The following is a 16,462-nucleotide window of genomic DNA, read 5'->3' on the forward strand; positions in this document are numbered from 1 at the left end:
CCACGCCCACGTCTCGGTGATCGGTGAAAGTACTGCTAGGCCTTGCCGTCGTTCCACCGGACCAACTCCGTTGCTCACATAAGATTATTGGGGACGTTCCTGGTGTCGAATCGCGGTCGATGGAAATGTTTGTTGCACAGGCGCGGAGTTCCACTCCCCATTCGCGTTACGCCAGGTCGCGATTGCCAAGTATCCAGATCCCATTCGACCGTAGGCGGCACCGAGAACGAGGGAAATCCGTTCCGCGAAGTGACTTGTCCGTCATGCGAAATCGCCGAGGTGAGTTCGTTTACGATGAGTTGGCCTACATGGCCGGGGTTGATGCAACTATCTGATCGATCGAAACGAGTTGATGTCGGTGGCGTTTGCGGTCCGGGCTGGGGCGGACGACCTCAGCGCCGCTCTCAACGTCTGGGAGGGCGTCTCCCCGAACTTGCGCTCGTAATGGTTGGCGAACCGGCCCAGGTGGTTGAATCCCCAGCTGAACGCCACGTCACTGACCTTGGTGGTGTCATCACCTTGCTGAAGGTCCGTGCGCACTCCCTCGAGACGTATGTGCCGGATGTAGGTGGTCGGGGACATCCCGAACTGCTCCTGGAAGAGGTTCTGCAGCTGGCGTGCTCCGACGCCGGCGATGACGGCGAGGTCACCGATGGTGTATTGAGAACCGGGGAACGACTCGATGTGATTGAGGACCTTCTGTACCGCTCGCGGATTACTTGCCTCCGTGGGCGCGTAGAGCTGTGAGGTCATCGAGTGTGGCTGCTGGACGAGCAGGCCCGAGATCAGTGCCCTCTCGAGGTATTCGATCTGCGGCATCAGCCCCGGGTTGGGTGTGCTGGTCGGATCGTCGAGCGTATCGAGGAGGAGTTTCAGCGTCGAGAGCCAAAGTGTTCCGGCTAGGCTGGTCAAATCCATCTCGAGGTCGAAGCGGATGTGCTTGTCGACCGGCCGGCCGAGTATGTGCGCCAATTCGCCTTCGAGAGCGGCTCGGTCGAGCTTGATGCAGATCTGGGTGGCGTCGGCCTGCCAGAGCGGAAGAATGGTGTGCTGGTTCGGTGTGAAGACCGCCGCGCGCCGGGGTGTTGCGATGGTGTGTTGATCGCCGCACCACGAGACAACCTCGCCGACTAACGGGACGTTGACGTGGTAGGTGCCCAGGTCACCGGGATCAACGCTCGCCTCGTTCCCGAAGCGGGCGCGGCCGATGGTGAGGTGGTTCAGCCGCACCGCGGACAGCTCCGCGGGGGCTGCCCGCACTCGGGCACCGACCAGGTTGACCTCGGCAGGGTAGAAGACGCTGTTCAGGTTGTCCCGGAATTCTTCAATGTCTTCGGTGACACAGCGCAGGGCCGGTTTGGCCCGCGGTGACACCGGGAACTGAGCGCTCGATTCCTCGCCGCCACGGCTTCGCGCGTTGCCTGTCATCGTCAACCTCTTGCGTCGTTGTGCATGTTCTCGGCCATCCCGTTTCCGGTAGCGGACATCCGATCACGTAAAGCGGATTTCGCGGCTCGTCAGTCATTACTACCGTCGACTCATAGTGGCGCCGGTCACATATATGCATCAGTGTAGAGGAGACCCATCATGACTCAGACGCTCGAGTCCACGACCCCCCAGATCACCGACGTCGATGCGTCGCGGCCGAACTGGGATGTCGTCGCCAAGGCGACCGCGCTCATTCCGATGATCCGGGAGTACGCCGAGCAGGGGTCCGCCGAGCGCCGTGCCGCGCCTGAGGTGATTGCCGCACTTGAGGCCGAGGGCCTGTTCAAGCTGTTCGTTCCACGCCGCTACGGCGGTTACGAGGAGAACCTGCGGACCGCGATGGAGACCATCGCCGAGGTCGCGAAGGGGGACGGTTCCACCGCGTGGGCGGTGGCCCTGTTGAATGTGTGCACCTGGTTCGGGACCACGTTCTCCCAGCAGGCGCAGGACGAGGTGTTCGGCGCAAACCCCGATGCCAAGTGCTGCGGCATCTTCACTCCCGGCAGCAAGGCGCAGCGGGTCGAGGGCGGCTACATGGTCAGTGGCCAGTGGCCGTATTCGTCTGGATCGTTCGCCGCGGACTGGGCCACCCTGGGTATCGCACTCGATGTCGAGGAGGGCGAGGATCCGCGGGCGCTCGCGCTCATCCCGAAGGAGGCGTGGACGATCAAGCCGACCTGGTTCGTGGCCGGGATGAAGGGCTCGGGCAGCGACACCATCGTCGTGGAGGACCACTTCGTCCCCGATCACCGGATTCAGCGTTTCGTCGCGATGCGGGAGGCGGAGTTCGCCACCCCGCATCAGAACACCGAGCGGAACTCGAATATGGCGTTCATCCCGGTTGCAGCTTTGATCCTGGTGGGTGCCCAGCTCGGGTTGGCCCGGCACGCGATGGAGCTGACCTTGGAGAAGCTGCCGAACAAGATGGTGGCCTACACCAAATACAAGGCGGCGAAGAACTCGCCGACGCATCAGCTCGGCGTGGCAGCGGCCGCGACGAAGTTCAATCTCGCCGAACTGCTCATGCAGCAGGCCACCGCCGATATCGACAACGCGGCCGCTCGTGGCGAGCTCCCCGACCTGATCACCCGCGGGCGGATCCGCAACAACACCGGCATCATCGCGGAACTGGTCAAGGAGGGAATCGATATTCTGATGACCACCAACGGGGCCGGTTCGTTCGCCGATGCCAACGTCCTCAACCGGATCTGGCGCGACGCGGAGATCGCCGGGAGGCACGCCTACGTCACTCCCGAGGTCGGCAAAGAGGTGTACGGGCGCTTGCTCATCGGCGCCGACGACGCGCTCACGATGGATGTGTAGCCATGAACCGACACGCTGCTCGAACCGCCACAAAGGTCGATCCGACGACGTTTCGTCGGTCCATGCGGCACGTACCCACCCCGGTGGCCATCGTGGCCACGACCGCCGGCGGCCGACCGGTCGGTCTGACGGTCGGATCGTTCGCCTCGGTGTCACTCGAACCCGCGCTCGTCACCTTTTTCGTCGACCAGCAGTCGACCACGTGGCCACTGATGGAGGACTCGGACACCTTTACCATCAACATTCTCGGTCACAGCAAGGCCGACCGGTGCCGGTCCTTCTCCAGCAAGGGCATCGACCGCTTCGCCGGCGTCGACTGGACCGCCTCCGAGGACGGCGACCCCATCCTGGCCGAAGCCTCGGTGGTTCTCGAATGTTCCAAGCATTCCGCCCGTGCGCTCGGTGACCATGTTCAGGTCGTCGGCCAGGTGCAGAAGCTGCATGTTCTGAGTGAAGACCTGCCGTTGGTGTACCACCAGGGCTCCTTCCTCAACCTCGACCACCTCGTTAGCGCCTGAGCGCACCCCTGGGTCTTCATCCCATGATCACTACGGAGCAGCCATGATCTACGAACACGCCCACATCACGATCGATGCCGACAAGCGCACCGAGTTCGAGGACGCCTTTGCCCGGGCGAAGAAATATCTCCTCGACGCCAACGGCGGCAAGACGGTCGAGATCGTGCGCAGCGTCGATGACCCCGGCCTCTATCTTCTGCGGGTGGGTTGGGACTCGGTCGAAGACCACACCGAGGTGTTCGCTACCTCGATCAACGGGAAGCTGCTCGCGGAGGCGATCGGGGGCTTCTTCACCGAGACCCCCTCCGTCGCCCACTTCGAGGACGCTCCGGTATGACGGTGCCCCGAACCGCCGACATCGACGCCCGGAGTCTCACCGATGAGGTCATCCGGTCGTTCGATGGCACACCCGATGTGCGCACCAAGACCATCCTGAGCGCCCTGGTGCGGCACCTGCACGAATTCGTCCGGGAGATCGAACCCTCGCTTCCCGAGTGGGAAGCGGCGATCGAATTCCTCACCGCTGTCGGGCACAAGTGCGACCCGGTCCGGCAGGAGTTCGTCCTGCTCTCCGACGTCCTCGGCGTCTCGATGCTCGTCGAGACCATCAACGATCAGCATGCGCCGGGGGCCACCGACAGCACGGTGCTCGGTCCTTTCCACATGACCGTCTCACCCACCCGGGAACTCGGCGAGACGATCGACGAGGTCGGAAGCCCGCATCACCTGTTGGTCACGGGCACCGTGCGCGGCACGGACGGACGGGTTCTCCCGCACGCCACGGTGGATGTGTGGCAATGCAACGAGGAGGGCTTCTACGACGTCCAGCAGCCGGGGACCCAGCCGGCCGGCAACGGGCGCGGTCTGTTCACCACCGATGAGCAGGGGCGGTTCTGGTTCCGCACCGTGCCGCCGAGCCACTACCCGATTCCGACCGATGGTCCGGTGGGCGCGTTGCTGAACGCGACCGACCGGCATCCGTACCGGCCCGCGCACATCCACTTCATCGCCCAATCCGACCGGTACCGACCGTTGACGACGCATATCTTCCTGCCCGGTAGCCCCTACCTCGATTCGGACGCCGTGTTCGCGGTCAAGCAGTCCCTCGTCGGGGACCTGGGCACCGTCGACACCGACCAGGCACGGCAGTACGGTGTCGACGTCGGGTCAGCCATGGCGACAGTCGATTTGATTCTCGCCCCCGATCAGGCCGGGGCCACTGATGCCCACTGACCCGTTTACCTACACCGCTCTGCCGATGCGCGTGGCGTTCGGACAAGGTCTCGGTCCGCTTCGCGACCAGGTACGGCAGCTGGGGATCAGCCGGGTCGTGGTGATCTGCACTCCCGACCGGGCTCCGTTGGCGCACAGGGTCGCACAGACCGTGGGCGCGGCGGTCGTCGATGTGATGGCGGAAGCGGTGATGCATGTTCCGGCCGGCGTCGTCGAGATGTGTGAGCAGCACAGTCGAAAGCTCGGGTGCGACGGGTATCTCGCGGTCGGAGGTGGATCGGCGATCGGGTTGGCCAAGGCATTGGCACTGAGGACCGGTGCGCCGATCATCGCCGTGCCCACCACCTATGCCGGCTCGGAGATGACCCCGGTCTGGGGTATCACCGAGAATCGGGTCAAGCGCACCGGTCGGGATCAGGCGGTCCTTCCCCGCGCGGTTGTCTACGACCCGGCCCTGACGACCGACCTTCCGGTCTCGGTCTCGGTTACCAGTGGGATGAATGCGATCGCCCACGCGGTGGAAGGCCTGTATGCCCCCGATCGGTCCCCGATCGTGTCGATGATGGCACGGGAAGGAGCCCGGGCACTGGCCGCCGCACTGCCACGCCTGGTCGACCGCCCCGGCGACCTCGGAGCCAGGGGGGACGCGCTCTACGGAGCCTGGCTTTGCGGAGCGGTGTTGGGTGCTACCACTATGTCGTTGCACCACAAGCTGTGTCACGTCCTCGGCGGCAGCTTCAATCTGCCGCACGCGCAAACCCACGCCATCGTGCTCCCCCACGTGTTGGCCTTCAATGCCCCCTTCGCCCCCGACATGGTCACCGCCCTGACCGGTGTCTTCGGTGACGGCGATCCGTGGACAGCGCTGTGGCACCTCCAGCAGTCCTTACCGATGCCCCTCTCCCTGGCCGACATCGGATTCGAGAAGAGCGACATCGCCGAGGTGACACGCCAAGTGACCGCCAACCCCTATCACAATCCTCGACCCATCAACGAGATTGATGTCGACATCCTTCTCGAGCGGGCATGGGCAGGTCGGCAACCACATCCGTCGACCACAGCCACCGCACTCAACACAGTCCTCAGCAAGGAGCCCTCGTGAACGATTTCCCGCCCGCCACCGCTTCCTCGGAGACCGTCCTCCACAGCGTGCACATCACCTGGAATGAGGACGTGGACGGCGATCACGGCAGCCGCGTTGCCGAAGCGCTGAACAAGTACGCAACCACCGTCCCCGGACTGCTGTTCTACCGCGCCGGAACCGATCTCGCGCTTCGGGAGAACACCGCCGATTTCGGGATCGTCGCGCTCTTCGACAACAGGACCAACTACCAGGCGTACGCCGTCGACGAGGGGCACCAGGCCATCATCTCCGAGCTCATCGCACCTGCGGCGCGTACCCGGACCTCGACCCAGATCCCGTTCAGCTGATCCAGCACCCGCTGAGGCGACCATCTTTTCCTACCTTCCCTGTTCGGAGCATCATGACCATTAACATCGACGCACCCATCCACGCCGCGGGTCCCCGAGTGCACCGAACCGCCGCATCGACACCGGTGGAGCAGGCGCTGGCGCTGGGAGAGACGGTCGTCCTCTGGGACGGGGACCGGGCGCGACTGGGTTATGCCGCACAGTCCGCGAGCACCGCGCAGACGGCCTTCGCCATCCGGTATTCATCGGGGTTTCTGCAGCTCGCACTCCCCTCCCCGGTCTGTGACCGCCTGCTCATCCCTGTGACACCCTCGCTGCCCTCACGCCCGTCGATCGAGGGTTATCGGCAATGCATCGGCATCGACGCCGCGCAGGGGGTGACCACCGGGATCTCGGCGGCCGACCGGGCGCGAACAGCGCGTGTGCTGGCCGATGCGCGGACCGTTTCCGAGGATCTGGTTCGGCCCGGTCACCTCGTCGTCACCGCGGTCGACCCCGGATACAGTGGTGAGCGGGCCGTCCCCCGGCTTGCCCTGCAGCTGGCTGCCACCGGCCAGGGCGGCCTGGTCTTCGCCGATCTGGTCAGTGAACAGCATCCCGCCGCGATGGCCGACGAGCAGGAAGCGACGAGTTTCGCTCTCGCTCAACGATTGCCGCTGTATGCCGGCGCGACGTCGACCGGAGTCCCCTCCGACGTCCCGCGCTGGACACGCCCCACCGTGTTCGCCAGCACCGCCGGCTCCACCCGTCCGAACGGTGGGCACCGAACGCTCACTCCGAGCAGTAGATCGCTCCAGAAAGGTCGTAATTCGCATGTCTGACCGCATCGACGTCCACAATCACATCATCCCTCCCCGCTACCGTGCCCGCCTCGACGAGCTGGGATTGACCGCGGGTGGGTTACCGTCCCCGGACTGGAGTGAAGATCTCGCGTTGGCGGCTATGGATCGCCATCAGATCGCGACCGCGATCGTGTCCGTCTCCACTCCCGGTGTCCACTTCGGTGACGATATGCGGGCACGGCATCTCGCCCGGGAAGTCAACGAGTTCGCCGCCGAACTCACCGAGCGCCACCCCGGGCGCTTCGGCTTCTTCGCCACTCTCACGCTTCCCGACGTGGAGGGCAGCATCGCCGAGGCCGCCTACGCGCTCGATGAACTCGGTGCCGACGGTGTCATCTTGCTGGCGAACATCGGCGGCACCTATCTGGGTGATCCTGCCTTCGAGCCGCTGCTGACCGAACTCGATCGCCGAGGCACGACCGTGTTCGTCCATCCGTCGAAGCTCCCGGGGCCATCGGCAGAAGGAATTCCGCCGTACATCGCCGACTTCCTGCTCGATACCACTCGCACGGCTGTGAGCCTCGTTCGCAGCGGGGCCCTCGGTCGTCACCCCAACCTCGACTTCATCCTCTCCCACGGCGGTGGTTTCGTCCCCTTCGCGGCTTACCGGCTGGCGATGACGTCGACCTTCGACGCGGATCGGACAGTGGACGAGTTCCTCGGCGACTTCCGTCGCTTCCACGTCGATATCGCCCAGGCCTCGAGCCCGACTGCTCTGCCCACCGTCCTCGAGTTCTTCGGCTCCGACCACGTGCTGTTCGGAAGCGACTGGCCCCATGCGTCCGACAAGGGCGTGGCCTATTTCCGAACGCTCTACGACGAGCTCGGCCTCGATTCCGCACTGCGCGCCGGGATCGACCACAAGAACGCCAGCCGGCTGCTCCGCAGGAACGCGACGACCGCGCACCCGGCTACCGCCCTGTCCTGAGACCCTTGATCGGGTTTGTGCAATCCGCTGTCCCCGACCTGGCTCCGGTGGCCGGCCGGGAGTTCCGGGAACACGTGCGCGTGCATCTGGGATTCGACAGCGAAGGGGTGCGCACCGAGCTCGACAAACTCTCGCACGCAACTGCGATCCTCGCGCACACCTGTACGTGTGCGGGCCCGGCGGGTTCATGACCACGACCCTGAACTGCTTCCAGAACGTCGGTTTCGACGATCTCGTGCGAACAAGGCATCTGCGGCACCGGTGTGAGTGAAGTGCTCGCGGGCTCGCCCGATCACCGCGACGACTACCTCACCAGACGAGGAGAAAGCTGCCGACTCCCAAATATGTGTCTGCGTCTCACGCAGTAACTCTGATGTGCTCGTGCTCGACCTGTCGACCGACCGTAATAGCGATCGGACTCCTCGTGATCGACCTTTCGTGGCGATCACAACTCGACTGAACTCCCCGGCGTCCACACCGGAGCGCTCCTACAGGAGAAGCGCCGGCAAGCAGCCGTCCCCACCACCCCTGATTTACCCAGGATCTTCCCCCTCCCTCACAGCAACGGAGTCCAGGAATGACACACCCCTCACCCGACACCTGGGAGAGCGCAGGCCATCGCCGTAGCGTTCTCTGGGTCGTCTCGCTGGCCACCCTCGTCATGATGTTCGACGGGTACGATCTGGTCGTCTACGGCACCGTGCTGCCGATCCTCGTCGACGATCCCAGCCAGCTCGGCCCGCTTTCTGCCGGCCACGCCGGTGTCCTCGGCTCCTACGCACTGATCGGTGTCATGATCGGGGCGCTTCTGGCAGGGGCTGTCGGTGACTTCGTCGGCCGGCGTCGGATGATGCTGATCAACATCGCCTGGTTCTCGATCGGCATGGGGCTCGCAGCATTGGCGACCGATCTCACCATGTTCGGTCTCATGCGTCTGTTCACCGGCATCGGTATCGGCGGCCTGGTCGCCACGGCAATAGCCACCGTCGGCGATTTCGCGCCGGCCGGGAAACGCAACCTCTACAACGCCATCGTCTGCAGCGGCGTCCCCATCGGCGGTGTACTCGCCTCCCTCCTGGCGATCGTGCTGCGCGACGCGATCGGCTGGCGCGGAATGTTCTGGATCGGTGCACTGCCGCTCATCACCCTCCTTCCCCTGGCCCTGGTCAAACTCCCCGAATCCCCCCGATGGCTCCTCGCCCGCGGCCGAACCGCACGCGCCGCCGAAGTCTCGGCGCGCACCGGAATCCCACTGCCCACCGCCGACGACACCACCACCGACACCGATACCGGCAAAGTCGGATTCGCCGCATTAGCCACCCACCAATACCGCTGGGGCACCCTACTTTTGGGAATGATGAGTTTCGTCGCACTGTTATTGTCGTATGGGCTGAATACGTGGCTGCCGAAGATCATGGAGAACGCCGGATTCGACGCCAAGGGCTCGCTGTCCTTCCTGCTCGTCCTCAACGGTGGTGCCGTCGTCGGCGGCCTGCTCGCGTCGAAAGTCGCCGACTCCACAGGTCCCCAGCGCGTCATCACGACCACCTTCTTCCTGGCGGCGCTGGCAATGGTGCTGCTCACCCTCGGCGCTCCGCTGCCAGTGCTGCTGATCGCCGTTGCCGTCGCCGGTGTCGGCACCATCGGTACTCAGGTGCTCATCTACGGGTTCGTCTCCGGCTACTACTCGACCGCCGCACGCGGGGCGGGAGTCGCCTGGTGCGCCGGGTTCGGTCGCCTCGGCGGCATCCTCGGTCCGGTGATCGGTGGTGTCCTGCTCGCCGGAGGGGTCAGCAGTCAGAGCGCCTTCTATGTGTTCGCGGTTCTGGCGATGATCGGAGGAATCGTCACCTTCTTTGTGCGCAACCCCAGCCACAGCCGAACCAGCCCATCAGCGTCGGGCCTTTCCGGCGGGGGCGGTGTCGCCCCGTCCACAGCATCACACTCGTTGCAGTAATCACCAGGTTTTGGAAGGGAATGTCGGGACATGACCGAACTCGACAATTCGTCACGCCCGCTCATCGCACAGTCCTGGCAGCGCGTGGCGATGAGCGGGCTGTTCCCCGGTGCGTCCGTCGACGCCGCCGCGATCGAGGAGGTCGACCGTCGCAGCCGGCTCATGGTCGCGGCGACGCCGGTGCTCGACGAGATGGCCGGGGAACTCGAGGGCACGGGCTTCGCCGTCCTTCTCGCCGATCGCAACGCCCGGCTCGTCGACCTTCGCTACGGCGAACGACAGCTGCAACCGAAGCTCGAGAAGGTCGGCACGGTGGCCGGCCGCCGCTTCCTCGAGGAGACCACGGGGACGAATTCGATCGCGACCGCGTTCGAACTCCGTCGCGGGCTCGCCGTGCGCGGGGAGGAACACTACATCGAGGCTCTGAAGAAGTTCAGTTGCTACGGTCAGCCCGTCGTCAACCCGGTGACCCGGCGGGTCGAGGGCGTCCTCGACATCACCTGTCTCAGCGAGGACGACAGCCCGCTGTTGGCGCCGTTCGTGATTCGGGCGGCCCGCCAGATCGGGGAGCGGCTCCTCGAGGAATCACGGCAGGCCGAGCTACGGATCTTCCGCAGCTTCCAGGACGCGACGGTCCGGGCCCGGACCCGGCCGGTGATCGCCATCGGCGACGACATTCTGCTCGCGAACACCGCCGCCGTGCAGATCCTGGAACCGGCGGACCATGCGCTCCTGCGAGCATTGGCCGTCGAGGCACCGTTGGACCGGGAGATCACGCATGACGTGCAGCTGTCGGCGGGACGGCTCCTCACGGCGTCGGTTCTGCGGATCCCCGGTAGCGGCGCGGCGCTGTTCACGTTCGGCGCCGAGCCGACCGCCCGAGCGACGACGCTGCCGCCTGGTCCCTCCGCGCCGATCGGGTCGGTGCTGATCACCGGTGAGCCGGGTACCGGTCGCACGACGACGGCCCGGGCAGCCGCCGCGGACGAGACGAGTGCCTGGTTCGACGCAGCCCAGGTTGCCGAGTGCGGTAGCCGGAGGTGGTCGGAGCAGGTGCGGAGCCGGCTCGCAGAGCCGGGCTGTGTCGTCCTCGAGGCGGTAGATCTCCTTCCGTCGTCGCTTGCTCGGCGTACGGCCGAGGATCTCCGCGCCGCGCGTGCCCGGGTGATCGTGACCAGTGCACCGCTCGACGATCTGCCGCCCGAGCATGCGGCCCTCGTCTCCCACTGCGCCAAGCGGATCGAACTCGCGCCGCTGCGGCATCGTCGGCCCGAGATTCCCGCCCTCGTGAACAAGATGCTCGCCGATCTCGGCGCGGCGACGCAGGTGCGTTTCACACCGGCCGCGCTGGAAGCCCTGGCCGGACAGCAGTGGACCGGAAATCTGCGCGAACTGCACACTGCCGTCAGGGCGGCCGCCGCCGTCCGCAGCGTAGGGGACATCACGGTCGGTGACCTCCCCGAGCAGTGGCGGGGCCGGATGACCCGGCCGCTGACCGCGCTGGAACAGGCCGAGCGCGACGCCATCGTCAAGGCACTCAAGGACGTCGGAGGGAACAAGAAGGCGGCCGCGCTCCAGTTGGGGATCAGCCGCACCACGCTGTACCGTGCCATCCGGTTGTACGGAATCATTTGATTTCACTCCCCCGGTGAGCCTGACAGAGAAGGCGGACCCGACCTCTCGACCTGCCGTGACCCAGGGATGACGTGCGGCCGTGACGCGTGCACCGTCGTAGGCGTTGTAGGCGTCGTAGGCGTCGTATTGCGGCGAACCCGGCACCCGTAGGGCACTACGCTCACACCGGAATCGTCAGGCTTACACCTCGGTATCGTGTTCCCTCACGTGGCCGTGCTTCGATCACTCCTCCGGACACTCTCGGCGAGGGCAGATCCCACCAGCAGCAACTCGCAGCCCTCCCGGAGTGATTGGCCTGCCTCGTTCTAGCCCTCACGAGTCGAGGTGTCTGTGGTCGCGCTCCAGTGGGCGACGGTGGCCGCTGCTGCGGAGCGGTTCTTGACCCGCAGTTTCCGCAGAATGCTGCGAACGTGGAATCTGACGGTGTTCTCCGAGATGAAGAGTTCTTCGGCGATGTTCCTGTTGGACAACCCGGTTCCGAGTGCCTGTGCTACCTCGAGCTCGCGGGGGCTCAGCCCGGTTACCCTCGCGAGCCATTCGGAATCTGTCTGAGCTACTCGTGCCCGAACCAGTTCGATGGCTTCGTCGAGAAGGACGAGGCACCGCTGCCAATCTCGGTTCCCGTCGGGACTTCGCGCGATCAGTGTGCTGACCACGGACAGTCTGCTCAGAGCGGGATCATCCCCGATCGATTGGTTCCGGCCATGAAGCGGGTACGCCGGCGACACCTGTTGAGGCGCTGTGTCCGGTTCCCGCGAGCGACCCGCCGCTTTCGGACGCTGTCGCACCGGCACGCCACGGACCGCGTGCATCTCCCCTGTGCTCACCGAGCGAGGCTTTCATTCTCGGTGACGGAACGATAGATGCCTTCGACCGAGTTCGGCACGAACAACGTCAGGAGGGCACCGATGATGACGATCGCACCGAAAGCGTAAAAGGCGGTGGCGGCACTCATTCCAGCGCTGATCAGCATTCCCCCAATCAGTGGTCCGCCGATACCGCCGAGGCGACCGAACCCGGCGCACCAGGCGACTCCCGCCCAGCGTGCGGCGGTCGAGTAGTAGCCGGAGGCGAACCCGTAGATGAGCACCTGAGTACCGATGGTGCCGTGAACCACCAGGTCGTATCCCGTGAAGATCACCGCGAACAGCGTGAGCGCGGCAACCCAGATGCCCGCTCGACGGTGCCGGGAGCTCACCCAGCTTTGGGTAAGAACGGATGTCATACGCGCCTTTCACTGCGGGATGTCGACTCGCACGGACACCGGATCCGACGGGCACAGCCAGAATTCCATGGGATCACCCCGCGACCGTGTCCAGAATCGGTACACGCACGGCCTCGCCAGGCCTGTGATGCTTCTCGGAACGGACGACGGTGTGTGACGTCCGACACTTCGAGAAGGAGATCATGGTGAAGACTCAAGCGGCGATCTTGTGGGAGCGCGGGGGTTCGTGGACCGTCGAGGAGATCGAGCTGGATCCGCCGAAGCACGGTGAAGTGCTCGTCGAGATGGGTGGCAGCGGGTTGTGTCACTCGGACGAACACGTGCTCACCGGCGACCTGCCGTGGCCGCTGCCGATGATCGGCGGACACGAGGGGGCTGGCACCGTCGTCGAGGTCGGCCCGGGCGTCGAGGGACTGGCTGCGGGCGACCGGGTCATCTTTGGGTTCATTCCCGCCTGTGGACGCTGCGCGGCGTGCTCGGCCGGCATGCAGAACCTCTGCGAACTCGGTCAGTATCTCGGTGACGGCACCCAGATCTCCGACCACACCGCGCGACATCACGCCCGCGGGCAGGACTTGGGTCTGATGTGCCTGCTGGGGACGTTCGCCCAGCACACCGTGGTGAGCGAGGCCAACTGCATCAAGATCGACGACGACATCCCTCTCGACAAGGCGTGCCTGCTCGGCTGCGGCGTCGTCACCGGCTGGGGTTCGGCGGTGTTCGCTGGCGGCGTGCAGCCCGGTGACACATCCGTCGTCGTCGGTGTCGGTGGCATCGGCATCAACGCGGTGCAGGGCGCGGCGCTGAGCGGGTCGCAGTACGTGGTCGCCGTCGACCCGGTGGAGTTCAAGAGGACCAAGGCCCTCGAGTTCGGTGCGACGCATGCGGTCGCCACCAGTGAGGAGGCGCAGGCCCTGGTCACCGATCTCACGTACGGGCGCGGCGCGAACGTGGTGGTCAACACGACCGGGGTCGGCGAGGGCGACCAGATCGGGGCGAGCCTGGCGATGACCGCCAAGCGCGGCACCGTGGTGGTGACCAACCTGCATCGCGCCACGGAGGAGACCGTGACGCTCAGCGCCCTCGACCTGGTGCTGATGGAGAAGCGCGTCGTCGGTTCACTGTTCGGTTCCGCGAACCCGCGCCTGCACATTCCCAAGCTGCTCGGTCTCTACCGCAGCGGCCACCTCAAGCTCGACGAACTGGCCACCCGCAGTTACAAACTCGACGAGATCAACACCGGCTACCAGGACATGCGCGACGGTCGAAACCTCCGCGGCGTCATCACCTTCTGACCTTTCTCAACGACACCCCAGGGGAAATTCCATGGACGTGCACTACGACTCTCTCTTCATCGGCGGCGACTGGGTTGCACCCTCGTCGAGTAAGCGGATCACCGCTGTCTCGGCGAGCACGGAGCAGCCGATCGGTTCGGTACCGGAGGCGCAGGAAGCCGACGTCGACGCCGCGGTTGCCGCCGCCCGCCGTGCGTTCGACGACCCGTCCGGGTGGGCGCAGTGGGCTCCGGCCGACCGCGCCGCCGCCATGGAACGGCTCGCCGATGCGCTCGAGCGCCGCGCCGAGGCCGTCGTGCAGTGCGTGAGCGCGCAGAACGGCATGCCGGTTGCCGTGGCCCGGCAGCTGGAGGGCGCGTTCCCGGTGGTCCTGCTGCGCTACTACGCCGGGCTGGCCCGGGAGTCGGCGTTCGAGGAGACCCGCCCCGGACTGCTCGGGGGCAACACCCTCGTCCTGCGTGAACCGATCGGTGTGGTCGGGGCGATCGTGCCGTGGAACTTCCCGCAGACCCTCGCCGCGTTCAAGTACGCGCCCGCGCTGGCGGCCGGGTGCACGCTGGTGATCAAGCCGTCCCCGGAAACCGTCCTCGACGCCTTCGTGTTCGCCGAGGCCGTGGTCGAGGCCGGGATCCCGGCCGGTGTGGTCAACATCGTGCCCGGTGGCCGCGAAGTGGGCGCTCACCTGGTCGCGCACCCGGGTGTGGACAAGATCAGCTTCACCGGTTCCACCGCGGCCGGCCGGTCCATCGGCGAGGTGTGCGGCAGGTTGCTGCGGCCGGTCACGCTGGAGTTGGGCGGCAAGTCTGCGGCCATCGTCCTCGACGACGCCGGCCTCGATCTGCAGACGGTGGCCGAGAAACTCTTCACCGCAACGCTTCTCAACAACGGGCAGACCTGCTTCCTCGGTACCCGGGTGCTCGCACCCCGGTCGCGGTATTCCGAGATCGTGGATCTGTTCACCGATTTCGCCGGCGCACTGAAGGTCGGTGACGCCCTCGATGACACCACTCAGATCGGTCCGATGGCCACCGCGGCGCAGCGCGAGCGCGTCGAGCGGTACATCGCCAAGGGTCGCGGTGACGGCGCCCGCGTCACCATCGGCGGCGGCAGGCCCGCCGACCGGGACACGGGGTGGTTCGTCGAACCGACGATCTTCGCCGACGTCGACAACAACCACACCATCGCCCAGGAAGAGATCTTCGGCCCAGTGCTGTCGGTGATTCCCTACGCCGACGACGACGAGGCCGTCCGCATCGCGAACGACTCCGACTACGGGCTCGGCGGAACGGTGTGGACCAACGACCCCGACCGCGGCCTCGCGGTGGCGAAGCGGGTGCAGACCGGCACCATCGGCATCAACACCTATCTGCCCGAGCCCACCGCCCCCTTCGGGGGCGTCAAGGCCAGCGGCGTCGGCCGCGAACTCGGCCCCGAAGCCCTCGCCAACTACCAGCAACTGAAGTCCGTGTACCTCGGTTAACCCCCAATTCTCGCCCAGAAGCGAATACTCGATTTATCACCACCGCCCCAACTGCGGCGGATCACCGAAGAAGGTCATCACAATGCTCAACGGAACAGTGCACGTGGACGGCGCGGACCTGTATTACGAAGTGCGCGGGCAGGGTCCAGCCCTGCTCATGATCAGCGGTGCGGGCGGGGACGCCGGCTTCTACTCGGAAGCAGCCGGCCTCCTGGAGAACTCGTTCACCGTCATCAGTTACGACCGGCGAGGCAATTCGCGCAGCACTGGACGCACAGATGCCCAGACCACGATGCGCGAACAAGCTCAGGACACCAAAGCCCTCATCGACGAACTAGCCGATGGCCGTGCACTCGTCTTCGGAAACAGCGGCGGCGCCATCATCGGTCTGGAACTAACCGCCGCCTTCCCCACCGCCGTGCGGGGGCTTATCGCGCACGAGCCGCCCCTCGTCGGTCTCCTGCCCGACGACGACCCCGACCGCGGCTTCTTCGACGAGGTACTCGCAGTCGCCGAAGACGACGGCGTCATGGCCGCCGGCGCGCGCTTCGTGCAGTCCGTGCGTGGAGAGGGCACATACCCCTGGCCCACCGACGTACACGAACGGTTCCTCGGAAACATCACCCACCTGTTCACCAACGAGTTCGCCGCGTTCGGTGACTACACACCCGACTGGGACGCACTGGCCTCCTGCGGTGTGCCGATCGTGATGGCGGCGGGCAGCGAAGACCGGGGCTGCAACTACTTCACCCCCTCGATCGTCATTGCCGAACGGTTGAACCTGCCTTGGGCGGAGTTCCCCGGATACCACCTGCCATTCATGGAGCGACCCCGCGAGTTCGCCGCCGCATTGCGAGCCGTCGCAACCCAACTGGTCAGTACGGCCGACAGCATTGCACCGGCCTGGCGTAACTCCGCAGCCCTCACGTAAGCAAGCCCTCACCGGCAGGTCGGCTGCCGAGCTGGCCGACCTGCCACGGCACTCGATCACAAGTTTCAGCACGACGGATGTCGTTCACCAGCGGTGACAGACGCGGCGGCTCATCTGTCGGATCCCTCAACCGTCTGGGCAGTAGCTGCGAGTCGTAACTGAAATGTCAGTAGTGG

The 16,462-nt window shown here is 65.6% G+C and carries 15 protein-coding genes and 1 pseudogene; 13 read left to right on the forward strand and 3 right to left on the reverse strand.

Translation table 11 applies throughout. The annotated features are described in order from the left end of the window. Nucleotides 1–327: 327 nt before the first annotated feature. Entirely contained in the window at nt 328–1,428 is a 1,101-nt protein-coding gene (locus ACFWAY_RS37205) for an AraC family transcriptional regulator (RefSeq protein WP_378514059.1), read from the reverse strand. A 159-nt stretch (nt 1,429–1,587) separates the two neighbouring features. Between ACFWAY_RS37205 and ACFWAY_RS37210 the strand changes: the two genes are divergently transcribed. The 10 genes from ACFWAY_RS37210 to ACFWAY_RS37255 all read left to right on the forward strand — a co-directional run bounded on the left by ACFWAY_RS37210 (nt 1,588) and on the right by ACFWAY_RS37255 (nt 11,355). Beyond that, the gene (locus ACFWAY_RS37210) at nt 1,588–2,811 is read left to right on the forward strand and encodes an acyl-CoA dehydrogenase family protein (RefSeq protein WP_378514060.1); all 1,224 of its coding nucleotides are present in this window, start codon (nt 1,588–1,590) and stop codon (nt 2,809–2,811) included. A gap of 62 nt (nt 2,812–2,873) precedes the next feature. Further along, nucleotides 2,874–3,329, forward strand: a complete 456-nt coding sequence (locus ACFWAY_RS37215; RefSeq protein ID WP_378514061.1) for a flavin reductase family protein — start codon at nt 2,874–2,876, stop codon at nt 3,327–3,329. A gap of 43 nt (nt 3,330–3,372) precedes the next feature. After that, entirely contained in the window at nt 3,373–3,666 is a 294-nt protein-coding gene (locus tag ACFWAY_RS37220; RefSeq protein ID WP_378514062.1) for an antibiotic biosynthesis monooxygenase family protein, read from the forward strand. After that, nucleotides 3,663–4,562 carry a dioxygenase gene (locus ACFWAY_RS37225; protein ID WP_378514063.1) on the forward strand — a complete coding sequence of 300 codons (900 nt, stop codon included), beginning with the start codon at nt 3,663–3,665 and terminating at the stop codon, nt 4,560–4,562. Before ACFWAY_RS37220 ends, ACFWAY_RS37225 begins: the two co-directional genes overlap by 4 nt. After that, a complete protein-coding gene (locus ACFWAY_RS37230; protein ID WP_378514064.1) occupies nt 4,552–5,664 on the forward strand; it encodes a maleylacetate reductase in 1,113 nt (370 codons plus the stop codon). Before ACFWAY_RS37225 ends, ACFWAY_RS37230 begins: the two co-directional genes overlap by 11 nt. Next, nucleotides 5,661–5,993 carry a Dabb family protein gene (locus ACFWAY_RS37235; protein WP_378514065.1) on the forward strand — a complete coding sequence of 111 codons (333 nt, stop codon included), beginning with the start codon at nt 5,661–5,663 and terminating at the stop codon, nt 5,991–5,993. Before ACFWAY_RS37230 ends, ACFWAY_RS37235 begins: the two co-directional genes overlap by 4 nt. A 53-nt stretch (nt 5,994–6,046) precedes the next feature. Continuing rightward, nucleotides 6,047–6,814 carry a 3,4-dihydroxy-2-butanone-4-phosphate synthase gene (locus ACFWAY_RS37240; RefSeq protein WP_378514066.1) on the forward strand — a complete coding sequence of 256 codons (768 nt, stop codon included), beginning with the start codon at nt 6,047–6,049 and terminating at the stop codon, nt 6,812–6,814. After that, on the forward strand, nt 6,807–7,763 hold the full coding sequence (locus ACFWAY_RS37245; RefSeq protein WP_378514067.1) for an amidohydrolase family protein: 957 nt from the start codon (nt 6,807–6,809) through the stop codon (nt 7,761–7,763). Before ACFWAY_RS37240 ends, ACFWAY_RS37245 begins: the two co-directional genes overlap by 8 nt. Before the next feature lie 577 nt (nt 7,764–8,340). Beyond that, nucleotides 8,341–9,720, forward strand: coding sequence for an MFS transporter (locus tag ACFWAY_RS37250; RefSeq protein WP_378514068.1), 1,380 nt, complete (start codon nt 8,341–8,343; stop codon nt 9,718–9,720). 30 nt (nt 9,721–9,750) lie between these two features. After that, entirely contained in the window at nt 9,751–11,355 is a 1,605-nt protein-coding gene (locus tag ACFWAY_RS37255; RefSeq protein WP_378514069.1) for a sigma-54-dependent Fis family transcriptional regulator, read from the forward strand. Nucleotides 11,356–11,660: 305 nt separating this feature from the next. Here ACFWAY_RS37255 and ACFWAY_RS37260 read toward each other — a convergent pair whose 3' ends face one another. Both ACFWAY_RS37260 and ACFWAY_RS37265 read right to left on the reverse strand, forming a co-directional pair. Next, a complete protein-coding gene (locus ACFWAY_RS37260) occupies nt 11,661–12,011 on the reverse strand; it encodes a response regulator transcription factor (RefSeq protein ID WP_378514070.1) in 351 nt (116 codons plus the stop codon). Between the two features lie 167 nt (nt 12,012–12,178). Continuing rightward, nucleotides 12,179–12,463: pseudogene (locus tag ACFWAY_RS37265) on the reverse strand (MFS transporter); the annotation flags it as partial. Nucleotides 12,464–12,765: 302 nt separating this feature from the next. Between ACFWAY_RS37265 and ACFWAY_RS37270 the strand changes: the two are divergent. The 3 genes from ACFWAY_RS37270 (at nt 12,766) to ACFWAY_RS37280 (ending at nt 16,286) form a co-directional block, all read left to right on the forward strand. Next, complete coding sequence (locus tag ACFWAY_RS37270; protein WP_378514087.1) at nt 12,766–13,875, forward strand: NDMA-dependent alcohol dehydrogenase; 1,110 nt, start codon at nt 12,766–12,768, stop codon at nt 13,873–13,875. A gap of 31 nt (nt 13,876–13,906) precedes the next feature. After that, a complete protein-coding gene (locus tag ACFWAY_RS37275; RefSeq protein ID WP_378514071.1) occupies nt 13,907–15,355 on the forward strand; it encodes an aldehyde dehydrogenase in 1,449 nt (482 codons plus the stop codon). 82 nt (nt 15,356–15,437) lie between these two features. Then, complete coding sequence (locus ACFWAY_RS37280) at nt 15,438–16,286, forward strand: alpha/beta fold hydrolase (protein ID WP_378514072.1); 849 nt, start codon at nt 15,438–15,440, stop codon at nt 16,284–16,286. The last annotated feature ends 176 nt before the right edge of the window (nt 16,287–16,462 follow it).

The organism is Rhodococcus sp. NPDC059968 (assembly GCF_042738615.1).
Lineage (GTDB): Bacteria > Actinomycetota > Actinomycetes > Mycobacteriales > Mycobacteriaceae > Rhodococcus_F.